We start from the raw sequence: 11,541 nt of genomic DNA, 5'->3' as shown, positions 1-11,541 counted from the left end.
TCGCGCAAACCACGAACGAGTCAGTGAGGGCTCAAAACGCTCTAGGTGTTGGACTCGAATCCCTTTTTCTTAAAAGACAAGCTGAGGCTTTGAATAAGGCAACGATCGCTTGGTATGATTTCTTCGACAAGTTGACTACCGCTGACGTGCCGCGAGCAAGCGTGAAGCTTTATCTGCGTCTCAAAACATCCCTCTTGGGCGAGACGCTATCGCTTCGATTTTTTCTAGTCACCTTTTCGGGTAGCCTATTCTTAACGGTTATTGCAGTTACGGGCGGCAGGGCTCTCGGTTTCCACCTCCTCGACTGGTGCAACGCGTCGCTCGAATGAGGTACTGGAGAACTATCGTTCGGGTTCGCACAGATAATGAGCTTTGCTTGGGGATGGGTTGGTCCTCAGACCATCGCAACCCTTGTGCCGGTAAGATAGGTTTTGATCTCGTGACGCTTTTCGTCACGGCCTTTCTACTTTCGCGTGCTTTAGAAGGTAATCACTATTCTCTCATAGCCGTGGTTAAGATCTATCTCATAGCTTGTATATTTCTATGTTACAATACATTTTATCTTGCTGATATAACTGATAACCAACAAGAATTGTGCATAGCGACTATTTTCTGTCCCGTCATCGATTTATAATTTAGTTGATAGCTCAAAATGTGGATCATTGCATATTGAGACATCAGTATTTATTTATGTGCCTACTATACTGCTTCCGACAATCCTTTACACAACAATAATCGTGGGATTATTCGTTCTTTTAAAGGGATTTCATGTTACAAATTGGGCATAAATTCACATGTTAGAGAAGAGTGTCGAATCTGAAAAAATAATATTTGCGCATGTCGGTATAACGATTGGTCTTGCGGTTGCATTCGGTAAGATCATGATCGAACTAGTATAATATTCGTTGAGCGCCTTTAGATACCCGCGAGCATTTTGAGAGCTCCAAGGAATATAGGCCACTCCCCAATTTGCCCCCGCCTGGTGGTAGAGATTTCCGAGCCGGTCGCGGCGGCGGGCTGGCAGATGCTAGTGCCTCCGTTTCGCATGTCCGCTCCTGCGCCTCTGTACCGGTGACGAAGCTAGGGACCGGCACGCGCAGCGTTCTCAGCCTCCGTGACCGACGCGATGCGCAGTGCTAGGTCCAAGACTCCGTCCCGCCCGGCGGCAATCGCCTCTGCGCTGTTCGCGGCCCAAATGTTCGGTGTCACGCCTACTCCCTCCCATGAGCGGCCTTGCGCGTCTCGAAGGATATTGGTCGGCACACCGAACACCCAGCCGCTGCCCACGGCCACGGGGTAGGTGTCCGCCAGGGCTCCGGCTGTGGTCTGGCCGATGATGGTGACCTGGGGGGAAGGCCCGCATCATGAGGGCGAAGTTCTCCGCCGCGCTGATCGTGCGGTCGTTGGTCAGCAGAAAGACAGGCTGGGTGAGTGCGTCTTCCGCGCGCTCGATGCGCCAGGGGACGGGGTCTCCGAGAGTAATTTCGCCGAGCCCGCGCTCCTGGGCGGTCATCACGACGCGGCTCTTGTCGGCGAAGAGACCGGCAAGGAGACGGGCCACCTGATCAGCGCCGCCGCCGTTCTGCCTGACATCCACGATGACGGCGGAGCGGCCCTTCATGGCGCCCGCGATCCTTCCGAGCGCCGCCTCGGTGGTGGTCGGGTAGCGGAAGCTTTCGATGTGGAGGTAGCCGATATTGCCGGGAAGCTCCCCCAGTCTCATGGGGCCGCTGGCCAGAAGCTCGAGCCCGCCTACCGCGTAGCGCTGCTCGATCAGCGGCAGGGAGAACACCTCTGTATCGAAAGGACCGGTTCCGATGCTGCGCCCCCCAGACCGGGCGAAGCGGCCTTCCTCCGTATCGCGGACGGTAACGTGCACGTCGTTGAGGAGGCCGGTCATCTCCTCGAAGATGGCGAAGAGGTCTGCGCGGCTGGTCTCTTGGATGACGTCCCGCCGGTAGGCGCTGTAGATGAGTCCTCAATCCACCCCCCTTCACCTCGAACAGGGCGTAGCGCTCGTCGAAGAGCTGCCAGAAGGCTTCGAAGTCGGCCTCGGGGTCGAAGGGTTTGCCGGTCTCAGCCGCCGCAGGAAAAGCGGCCGCTTGCAGAAGGAGGGTCAGCGCCGCGAGCCGTCTCATGGCTGCGCCCCTTCGAGGATGGCACCGATCATGTCCTCGCCGTTGCGGCCGTTGGTCAGGATGACATAGCCCTCGCCGGTCGCAGGCAGGTAGGCAGCCAGGCTTCGGTACTCGCCATTATTGCCCGAATGCATCACGATGGTTTCAGGGCCGAGCTGCGTGATGACCCAGCCGAGGCCGTAGGAGGCGGGGGCGGGCGTCGTCGCCGGCGGGATCGGCGATTGCGGCCTCAGCATCTCCGCCCTCATGGTTTCGGACAGTCCTTCACCGCGGCAGACCGCGGCGAGGAAGGCGGCGTAGTCGCCGGCGGTCGTCAGAAGACCCCATGCCGCGCCGGTGCGGTGGGGCTTGAGGTAGAGGTCCCGACCGCTCGCCGGGTCGCTAGCCGCCTCGTAGGCTCTTGAGGGTACTGCCCGACCGCGCAGGCGGCCATCGAAGCTCGAGTTGGGCATGACCGAGCCGAAGCGCGGGAGGAACAGCTCGTGAAGGCTCCTGCCGGTCTTCGAGACCAGATAGGCGCGTAGAAGCTCGAAGGCCTCGCCGGAATAGCTGTAGGCCTCGCCCGGCTCGGTCTCGAAGGGGATCGGATCGCCGCGATACTCGTCCTGGCTGTCGCCGGACCAGTTCGGCATGCCGGTGCGGTGGGTGAGGACCATGCGCGGCGTGATCTTCGCGTAGGCCTCCTTGTCCTCGATGCGAGGGTAGGGGAAGGGCGCGAGCGTCTCGTCCAGGTCCAGGACCCCCTTCATCGGCGAGCTGGAGGACGAGATAGGCAAACAGGGGCTTAGATAATGATGCCGCCTCGAACGCGGTGAGGGGCATGACGGCGGTACCTTCATCCACATTGGCGAGCCCAGCGGTTCTGACGCCGTCGACCTCGCAGCCGGTGAGGGTGGCAATGGCCATGCCAGGTACGTCGAAGGCTTCGATCAGCGCTTCGAAACCGGCATCCCCGGGAAGACGGTCGGCGGTTCGCTCTGCGGCTGCCGCAATCGCGGTGGTTGAAGCGCCGATAGAGACAACCAGCGCGCAGAACGCGCTGCCGAGCCGTATACGGGGTTTCGTCATGGTGACATCTCTCCAGAAGGTGGCGGCGGGGCGCCGGGGTTGATGGATCCAGCTTGGCGATGGGCAGCACTCCGGTCCCCGCAGAAAGTCCCAGAACCTATGCAATTTCGAAAATCGCAAGCTTTTTCGGCTTTTGCGTAGCTTCGAAACCGGAGGCGGTAGACAGAACCGGCCGTAGCGAAAGGCCGACCCATGCTCCTTCTGCAGGCTGCGCTCTGCTTCTCCTCCAACGGGCTCGCGGTGCTCGTCGCGATCCTCTTTCTGCGTGATGCCGGGGGGCAAGTGGCCGCAAGGCTGGGGGCGGCCGTTTTTCTGTGCTCGATCGGCTACTCGCTGAATCTTCTGCCCGGCCCTCTGCGGCTGCCCGAGCCGCTCTATATCGCCGCCGCGCTGATGAACGTGCCAACCCTGGGCCTGAACCTTCTCTTCGGCCGAGCCCTGCTTTTGGACGGCTTTCGCATGGGTGCGCGGGAGTGGTTTCTTCTGGTGGTGCTCAGCCTCCTCATGCTGCTGGTTTCGCGTCCGCTTATCGGCTTGCCCTCCCCAGGACAGGGGCTGGCTACCGCCGCCTTAGGCCTCGCCGGTCTCGCTGTGATGGCACATCTCTTCTGGATCGCGGCAACGGAGTACCGCACCGATCTCGTGGACAGCCGTCGCCGTGTGCGTATCGATATCCTGGTCTTCGCCTTGGGGAACACCGCGGTGGTCAGCATCATCGAGCTGCGCGGCATGTCCATCGTCGCCGAGGGCATCGCCTTCGACACCGGTACGCTGGTTCTTAGCTCGACGATTATTTTGTGGATCACAAGAACGGATCCGATGCGGCTCTTCCCGCCTCCTGCGAAAGGCTCACCTGCCCCGACAGAGCCGAAGGAGACGGCCCCCAGGGTCGCCCTAGGCAAGCACCGGCTTCTTCAGGCTATGGAGCACGACGAGGTGTGGCGGGACGAGACCCTCACCATCACAAGCCTCGCCGGCCGCCTTGCAATGCCCGAGCACCAGCTTCGCGCGCTGATCAATAAGGAGATGGGCCACCGCAACTTCGCCGCCTTCTTGAACGGCTACCGTCTAGGCGAAGCGAAGAGACGCCTCGCTAACCCGGAAGAGGCTGGCATACCGATCCTGACCATCGCCATGGAGTCGGGCTACCGGACGCTGTCCACCTCAACCGAGCCTTCAAGGCCGAGGAGGGGAGACTCCATCGGTCTTCCGGGCGAAAGCGATCAGGGGAAGTATCAGCGGCGGTGAATAGCAGACGCGGATGGTATGTCCCCTTTTGCGCCAGCGCTGAAAGTAGCCATGTGTTTCAACGGAAGGCCCACGCGGCAACCCCGCCCGGACCTTCCTTGCACAGAACGACAACGTCTCTGAACTCAAGCCGTCTTTTTGCCGCGGCGCCAAGCCAAACCGGCGAGCACTGGCCCGAAAAGGAGCGCTGCGGCGGGAACAGGGACTTCGCTGACGGTCAGAGAGACGAAATCGCCGTTCAGGAGAGTCCAGCTGTATGTGCCCGCCGAGATACACAGGGCGGCCAGGGTCACCCCGCTAAAGAAGGCATCCCCGGATAGCGTACTCCCGGACACATAGGCATCGCCAAGAGCAATGCCGCCAACGCCCTCAAAGATCTGAAAGCCGAAGGCTTGCGAGCCGTCGATCGAAAAGACGTTCGACGGGACGAAGCCGCCATCCGTTGCGAAGCCCTCGGGTGCGTCCGCCAAGTAAAGGCCGACGCACGTGTCGCAGGCTTCGCCCTGGACCCCGACCGCCGAGTTTGCAGGGACGAGAAAACCCGTGGCGGGTCCGCCGACTGTCGCGAAAGGTGTCAGCTCTTCGATGTCGAGCGTGCCTGAGAAGACGAATTGCAGGCCGTCCGCCGTTTGATCGAGCGTTGCGAAAACTGCGGCTTGGGCAGTGGCGATCATGCCCATCGCGGCAGCGGTGACGAGTGTTATCAGTCGTTTCATGTTAGTTATCTCCGAACTCTGTGTCGTACGAAAACAGTGTGAGGTGACACGGTGAAAGTGGTCCAGTTTCGAGGTTAGTTTTCCGGCGGCTCCAACGATGGAGAGGAGATCGCCATGAAGCGGAAAAGGTATTCGGTTGAACAGATCGTGGCCGTGCTGAAGCAGGCTGAGATGGGGATGCCGGTAGCGGATCTGGTGCGCCAGACCGGTATCACGGAGCAGACATTCTACCGCTGGAAAAAGAAGTATCAGGGGCTCGAGAGCGACCAGGTCCGGGAGCTCAAGCAGGTGCAGGACGAGAACGCGCGCCTCAAGAAGCTTGTCGCTGAACTGAGCCTCGACAAGGCTGTTCTTCAGGACGTTCTCTCAAAAAAGTTCCCCGGCCGACGGTCATGAAGGAGGTGGTGGCGTATATCTGCTCCCACCACGGCCTGAGCGAGCGTCGCGCCTGCCGCATCACCCAGCAACATCGATCCACCCAGCGGAAGCCGCTCACCTCTGATCCGCTGACGGAGCTTCGTCAGAAGATGCACGAGATCGTGGCGACCAGGGTTCGCTATGGCTACCGGCGAGTCCACATCATGCTGCGTCGCGAGGGCTTCGACGTCGGCCGCAACCGCGTTTATCGGGTCTATCGCGAGGAAGGGCTGGTCCTGAAGACCAAGCGCCCACGCCGCCGGAAGATGGCAACCCACCGGGAGGCTCGCTGTCAGCCGACCGCTCCGAACGAGGCCTGGAGCTTGGACTTTGTTCACGACCAGTTGGCCAGCGGTCCGAAGATCCGTCTTCTCACCGTGATCGATATCTTCACTCGGGAATGTCTAGCTATCGAGGTGGGACATCGCCTGCGTGGCGAGAACGTCGCTGAGGTTCTCAACCGTCTGGTTCGCTTCAGAGGTGCACCCAAAGCTCTGTTTGCAGACAATGGCGCCGAGTTCACCGGTCAGATCGTCGACCTCTGGGCCTACCACCACAAGGTTCGCATGGACTTCTCTCGCCCCGCGACCCCGACCGATAACGCCCACATCGAGTCGTTCAACGGGTCCCTCCGGGACGAGTGTCTTAATGTCCATTGGTTCGAAACGCTGTCCGAAGCCAAGCGGACGATCGAGGCTTGGAGGACGGATTACAATGAGAGCCGACCTCACATGGCTCTCAATGGCCTCCCGCCTGCAGAATACGCTTTATGCGCAAGGACATCTTGCGGCAAAGAAGAACAATCAGCGGTCGGAAACTCACCCTGATCCTGGACCACCAATCCCAAGCGCTTCANTTATGCGCAAGGACATCTTGCGGCAAAGAAGAACAATCAGCGGTCGGAAACTCACCCTGATCCTGGACCACCAATCCCAAGCGCTTCAAACCTGCAAGGTCTAACGCTACCGTTGGACCACCTCGCGGGGTCAGGCCAGTTGGTGCAGCTGCTTTGAACTCAGACCTCTCTGCGCGTGAGAAGCGAGACGTGCTGCAGCGAGCGCAGGCCGGGTCAGTCAAACTACTATACGTCTCTCCTGAAGGACTGGCTGCTGGCCTTCTCGAACGGGTGGCAGAGCTGCCCCTATCACTCGTCGCTGTGGATGAAGCGCACTGCATCAGTCAGTGGGGACACGACTTCCGTCCCGACTACCTCAACCTCGCCACAGCAAGGGAGGTGCTGAAGGAAGCACCTTGGATGGCGCTCACCGCTATCGCTGACAGGCGGACCCAAGCCGATATCGTCCAACTGCTGAAGCTAAGAAAGCCTTCGGTCTTTGTGGCGTCCTTCGACTGGCCAAACCTGACCCTCTCCGCCGAGCCGAAGGGGAAGGGCATGGACCAGCGTATCATCGACTACGTCAGCTCCCGCAGGGGACAGTCCGGGATCGTCTACTCCCTGGCCCGGTCCAGAACGGAAGACCTCGAAGCGAAGCTTCAGGCCGCTGGGGTACCGGCGCTCGCTTACCATGCGGGACTGGACCCGAAGGAGAAGGCCAAACGCCAGAAGCTGTTCGTGCAGGAGGAAGGCATCGTCATCGTGGCCACGATTGCTTTTGGCATGGGCATCGACAAGCCGAACGTCCGCTTCGTGCTCCATGCCGATCCGCCGAAGACGATCGAAGCCTACTGGCAAGAGGTTGGCAGGGCAGGACGCGACGGAAGGCCTGCCGAATGCCATGCTTTCTACAGCGCTGGCGATATGGCCATGCACCGGCGCTTCCTAGACGATAGCGACGCTGAGCCGGCGTTCAAGCACGTGCTGCGTGGAAAGATTCGCGACCTCGCAGCCTTCTTGGACGGTATCCAGTGCCGCAGACAGGCAGTGCAGCAGTACTTTGGGGAAGAGGGGGCCGAACCCTGCGGGATGTGCGACAACTGCACGAACCCACCGGCTGATCTGACCGATGTCACGGAGACAGCGAACAAGATCCTTTCCGCGGTTCACCGGACGAAAGGCAGCATGGGGTCGGGGCGGCTCATCCGGCACCTTCGCGGCATTGTTCAGGATGGCTACGACAGGAAGTTCGAAGGCCTATCGACCTTCGCCATCGCTGAGCAACGCACTGCCTCTGAACTCTCGCGGGTCGTGAACGAACTGCTTCTGAGGCAGCTTCTCGTCCAAACCGGGAACCAACTCCGGCCATCGTTGGCGATGGGCGATCCCGAGCAGGTTCGCCACGTTTTCAAAGGGGCAAGGCAGGTCCAGCTGCGTAGCCGATCACCGCAGCCACGAGTACCGAAGGAAGCGGACGCGACAATAAACGCATCGCCGCAACATGCGGAAAGTTCGGGGCATGCTGAGGAGTTGGAGGTTGGTGGCACCTTGCTCGATCGGTTGCGTGCGTGGCGACGCACTACGGCTAAAGAAGCGGGCGTTCCCGCCTACGTGGTGCTACAGAACGCAGCTCTTGAACAGATCGCGCATGGAAAACCTTCTACCATCAACGACCTTAGGATAATCAGCGGAGTGGGTGCGAAGCGTATTGAGCAGTACGGGGAGGAGATCCTACGATTGGTCGCAGAGCGCGAAGGTAAGGCGCAAATCGGCCGGTAGCTTCGAGCACCTCACCTCCTCCCTATTTACTATACACAATGCCATACTAACCGCTATACCGAATTGGAGAGATGTTCGCCAACTCACTGTTTTTACTGTGTATGCTCTAGGGTACGAAGCACGCTACCCGCTCCACTCGGTTTCTGCATCGGACCACAAGGCCGTAAGCGGTGAGGGTCGCACGAAGCGGCTCTTCAGTGCTCCTCAGTACTTATAGAGCCGGACGCGCTGGAGGGAGAAGCCGTTTGGCGGCAGGCGGACGTGCCGCCCCTGGTGGGTCTGGTCGCCGTTCAGCCGCCGCACCGCCTCGAACTCGCCCTCTACGATGTGTCCGAGATCCGCCCTCTCGATGCCCGACCCTCCCTCTTCGGAAGAGAACGTGATCGTGGCCCCCCTGCCAACGGCGAGAAACTCCTCGTCGCCGGTCTGGATGAGGAGCAGCCCGTGATGGGCAGGGTCCTGCGCATCGGCGGAGGCCCAGGGATCGACGAACGAGACCGTCAGCGTGTGCCCGCCTAGCTCGATCGTCTGCGGATCGGTATCGACCTCGCTGCTATAGGAGACCGAAGGCTTCAAGCCGTGCAGGGTATCCGTGCCCTGATGTTCCAAGATAAGGGGCTCAAGGGAGGCGACGAGCCGGTAGGCCTCGCCGAGGGAGTGGTCGGCAGCCATGTCCTCGATGGAGAAGGGCGCAAAGCCGATCGCATCCAGGGCGCCCACCGCCCAGAGCATGTCCGCGCCTGCGGTCTCCCTGCCTGCCCTGTTGGCCTCGGGAATGAAGACGGCGTTGCCTTCCCTGTCATAGGCGCGAACGAGCTCGACGAAGTTCTCGACATAGATGTCCGGGGACAGAAAGTCGATGGCCGGTGCGGCGGCCCTTCAAAGCTCGAACAGATGATCGAGTGGCCCGTCGGAGGGGTACTGCCCCGGCAGGGCGCCTGGCCGGTTGAGCGCGGCGTTGACGAAGAGCGGGAGGTCGTAAGCCTCGAGCCCCGCCTCGGCCACATGGTTCACATAGCGCGCCAGACCCCAGGCGCTGAACTTCTCCTCGCCCTGGGGCGTTGTCCCCACCGCGTCCCGCCAGTTTCTCCCCTCGATGCCAAGCAACCCGGAAGGCGGCGCTTCGGCGAAAACGGCTTCGGCATCGGGCGAGTGGTCTCTGGCGTTAGGCAGCAAGCCTACCTCGTTCTCTACCTGAACCATGATGACGGTCTTCTCTTGGCCGTCGATGCGGCGAAGGTGGTCCATGAGCATACGGAACGCCTTGGCATCTGCCTCCCAGTTGGCCGGTGCGTAGGGGGAGAGCATCTCCTGCGCCGTGCCGTCGGCGGCCCGGACCCGCGGGAACCGCTGGGTATCCCGTTTCACCCAGGCGGGCACGTAGCTCGACATCGAGTTCTTGTAGGAGCCGAACCAGAGAAGGACGAGCCGCATCTCCGCCTGCCGGGTCTGGGCGACCAGTCCCTCTACGGAGGAGAAGTCGAACTCGCTCTCCACCGGTTCGATCAACTCCCACGAGACCGGTGCGAGCAGGGTGTTGAGGCCGAGCGCCTGGAACGTCTCCCAGTGGCCAGAGAGGGCATCGAGATCGGAGGCCGTCGAGTTGCCTAGCTCACCGCCCCTGATCAGAAACGGCTCCCCGTCCATATGAAGCTGAACGGCCTCCCCTTTGGTCTCCAGCTCCGGAGGCGGAGCGGCCGAGGTTTGCACCGCGATAGCAGCGATCAGCATGATGAGAAGCATAGCTCCGTTCCGATTCGTTGTTCCCCGAGAGCCGTCAAGGCCCTTGCGTTAGCGCTAACATCCGCTAGCGTAAGCTCTATCGAGGCCGCCGGGCAAGAGCGGCTGCGCACTGAGCAGGAGGTGACGCATGGAGCGGTTCAGCCGTCGATCAGTCATGGCCGGGATGGCCACACTGCCCTTGGTTGCTTGCGGCGGTGGAGGCGGGGGTTCGTCGCCGACCCCTCCATCCCGTGAGACACCGCCCCCGCAGCCGCCGCCCCCTCCTCCTCCCCCGCCGCCGCCGCCGGTGAGCGTGTCGCCGATCAAGGCTGCTGCCTCGGCGAAGAACATGCGCTTCGGGACTGCCTTCTTCACGGGCGACACCTATCTCGACAACGCCTATCTCGGTCTGATGCAGGAGCACTGCAACGTCGCAGTCTCCGAGAACGAGCACAAATGGGGTGACATCCGAAGAAATCCGCCCCCCGAATACCGCTGGCAGAACGGCGATACCCTCGTCCTCTGGGCACAGCAGAACATGATAGACTACCGCTTCCACGTTCTTCTGTGGGAGGTGGAGGAGCGCTACCCGGACTGGTTCGCCTCCTATAACTGGGGCACCAACGAGGCGGCCGAGGCGGAGCGTCTGCTGACGGATCATATCGAGACGGTGGCGCGCCGCTCGCCAAGTGACTTCTACTCTTGGGACGTCGTCAACGAGGCCGTGGACAACACCAGCGGAGCCTATCGCGAGACGCCCTTCTCACGCCGCTTGGGAGGTATGGAGAACGTCGTCGAGCTCGCCTTCAGAACCGCCAGGGCCGAGCTTCCCACGGCGCAGCTCGTCTATAACGACTTCATGTCCTGGAACTCTTGGAGCGAGAACCACCGCACCGGTGTCCTGCGCCTCCTCGAGAACATGCTGGCGAAGGGCGTGCCCATCGACGCGCTGGGCCTGCAGAGCCATGTCTGGGGACCCCGAAGCGGCGGGGAGGAAGCTACCTGGCGCGCGTTCCTGAAGGAGGTCACGGATATGGGGCTCGAGCTCACCATCACCGAACTCGACATCGAGGACCAGCAACTCTCCGCCGACATCGAGACCCGCGACCAAGAGATCGCCGACACGACCAAGGCCTATCTGGAGGCCTGTTTCGAGTTCGATCAGCTCCGGGACGTTCTGTGCTGGGGCCTGGTCCACCGCTACTCCTGGCTGCAGACGTTTCAGCAGCGGGCGGACGGCCTTCAGAAGCGAGGGCTGCCGTTTGCGGACGATTACAGACCGACCCTGATGGCCGAGGCGATCCTCGAGACCTTCGAGGGCGCGACGGCGCGCAGCTAGGGGGCGGAACGGCGCTCGTCTTTTCGGCGCGGTGGTCCGGGGGCGAGGGCTCCTTCGTCGGCTCCTAGCTTCGCCTCCCTTCGCAGTTCGTATTGTTTGCAAACAGACGGAATTTTGGGTGCTGGTGGCTTGCTCCCCCTCAGCCTACCGGCAGCTCCCCCACGCGTGGGAGAGCGACATAGAGAGCAACAGCGGTTCTGCTTCCCTCCCCCATTGGTGGGGGAGGTGCCCGTAGGGCGGAGGGGGCCACCTAGGTTTGCAACAGATACAAACGCCAGC

The 11,541-nt window shown here is 61.3% G+C and carries 10 protein-coding genes and 2 pseudogenes; 6 read left to right on the top strand and 6 right to left on the bottom strand.

The features are described from left to right. A partial coding sequence (locus NOG11_RS12060) for a hypothetical protein (protein ID WP_256620018.1) occupies positions 1 to 329 on the top strand: 329 nt, incomplete at its 5' end. A 776-nt stretch (positions 330 to 1,105) separates the two neighbouring features. Here NOG11_RS12060 and NOG11_RS12055 read toward each other — a convergent pair. The 3 genes and pseudogenes from NOG11_RS12055 to NOG11_RS15210 all read right to left on the bottom strand — a co-directional run. Further along, on the bottom strand, positions 1,106 to 1,900 hold the full coding sequence (locus tag NOG11_RS12055; protein WP_256620017.1) for a S41 family peptidase: 795 nt from the start codon (positions 1,898 to 1,900) through the stop codon (positions 1,106 to 1,108). Positions 1,901 to 2,134: 234 nt separating this feature from the next. Further along, a complete protein-coding gene (locus tag NOG11_RS12050) occupies positions 2,135 to 2,887 on the bottom strand; it encodes a serine hydrolase domain-containing protein (protein WP_256620016.1) in 753 nt (250 codons plus the stop codon). Positions 2,888 to 2,942: 55 nt separating this feature from the next. Continuing rightward, positions 2,943 to 3,044, bottom strand: a pseudogene (locus NOG11_RS15210) (hypothetical protein); the annotation flags it as partial. A gap of 354 nt (positions 3,045 to 3,398) precedes the next feature. On the opposite strand from NOG11_RS15210, the gene NOG11_RS12045 reads away from it, so the two are divergent. Next, entirely contained in the window at positions 3,399 to 4,454 is a 1,056-nt protein-coding gene (locus NOG11_RS12045) for a helix-turn-helix transcriptional regulator (protein WP_256620015.1), read from the top strand. 125 nt (positions 4,455 to 4,579) lie between these two features. Here the strand turns inward: NOG11_RS12045 and NOG11_RS12040 are convergent, their stop codons facing one another. Beyond that, the gene (locus NOG11_RS12040; protein WP_256620014.1) at positions 4,580 to 5,170 is read right to left on the bottom strand and encodes a hypothetical protein; all 591 of its coding nucleotides are present in this window, start codon (positions 5,168 to 5,170) and stop codon (positions 4,580 to 4,582) included. A gap of 114 nt (positions 5,171 to 5,284) precedes the next feature. Between NOG11_RS12040 and NOG11_RS12035 the strand changes: the two genes are divergently transcribed. From NOG11_RS12035 to NOG11_RS12025, 3 genes and pseudogenes are all read left to right on the top strand, one after another. Continuing rightward, positions 5,285 to 6,414, top strand: a protein-coding gene (locus tag NOG11_RS12035) for an IS3 family transposase (protein ID WP_370468280.1) whose coding sequence is annotated in 2 segments (ribosomal slippage) — positions 5,285 to 5,537 and positions 5,537 to 6,414 — 1,131 coding nt in all. Because the reading frame shifts where the segments join, the coding sequence is not laid out codon by codon here. Between the two features lie 179 nt (positions 6,415 to 6,593). Further along, positions 6,594 to 7,862, top strand: a pseudogene (locus tag NOG11_RS12030) (RecQ family ATP-dependent DNA helicase); the annotation flags it as partial. 90 nt (positions 7,863 to 7,952) lie between these two features. Further along, on the top strand, positions 7,953 to 8,201 hold the full coding sequence (locus NOG11_RS12025; protein WP_256620019.1) for an HRDC domain-containing protein: 249 nt from the start codon (positions 7,953 to 7,955) through the stop codon (positions 8,199 to 8,201). A 204-nt stretch (positions 8,202 to 8,405) separates the two neighbouring features. Here the strand turns inward: NOG11_RS12025 and NOG11_RS12020 are convergent, their stop codons facing one another. Next, positions 8,406 to 8,933, bottom strand: a complete 528-nt coding sequence (locus NOG11_RS12020; protein ID WP_256620012.1) for a DUF5597 domain-containing protein — start codon at positions 8,931 to 8,933, stop codon at positions 8,406 to 8,408. 147 nt (positions 8,934 to 9,080) lie between these two features. After that, positions 9,081 to 9,944 carry a beta-galactosidase gene (locus NOG11_RS12015; protein ID WP_256620011.1) on the bottom strand — a complete coding sequence of 288 codons (864 nt, stop codon included), beginning with the start codon at positions 9,942 to 9,944 and terminating at the stop codon, positions 9,081 to 9,083. Positions 9,945 to 10,236: 292 nt separating this feature from the next. Here NOG11_RS12015 and NOG11_RS12010 point away from each other — a divergent pair, with 292 nt between their 5' ends. Then, positions 10,237 to 11,262, top strand: a complete 1,026-nt coding sequence (locus tag NOG11_RS12010) for an endo-1,4-beta-xylanase (protein ID WP_256620010.1) — start codon at positions 10,237 to 10,239, stop codon at positions 11,260 to 11,262. The last annotated feature ends 279 nt before the right edge of the window (positions 11,263 to 11,541 follow it).

The sequence above is a fragment of the Parvularcula maris genome, from assembly GCF_024505085.1.
In the GTDB taxonomy this organism is placed as follows: domain Bacteria; phylum Pseudomonadota; class Alphaproteobacteria; order Caulobacterales; family Parvularculaceae; genus Parvularcula; species Parvularcula maris.
This window is presented reverse-complemented; position numbering and strand designations above follow the sequence as displayed.

Coding starts and splice junctions, on each gene's coding strand:
- NOG11_RS12045 (WP_256620015.1), top strand. CDS start 3,399: ATGCTCCTTCTGCAGGCTGCGCTCTGCTTCTCCTCCAACGGGCTCGCG.
- NOG11_RS12050 (WP_256620016.1), bottom strand. CDS start 2,887: ATGAAGGGGGTCCTGGACCTGGACGAGACGCTCGCGCCCTTCCCCTAC.
- NOG11_RS12015 (WP_256620011.1), bottom strand. CDS start 9,944: ATGCTTCTCATCATGCTGATCGCTGCTATCGCGGTGCAAACCTCGGCC.
- NOG11_RS12020 (WP_256620012.1), bottom strand. CDS start 8,933: ATGCTCTGGGCGGTGGGCGCCCTGGATGCGATCGGCTTTGCGCCCTTC.
- NOG11_RS12055 (WP_256620017.1), bottom strand. CDS start 1,900: ATGACCGGCCTCCTCAACGACGTGCACGTTACCGTCCGCGATACGGAG.
- NOG11_RS12040 (WP_256620014.1), bottom strand. CDS start 5,170: ATGAAACGACTGATAACACTCGTCACCGCTGCCGCGATGGGCATGATC.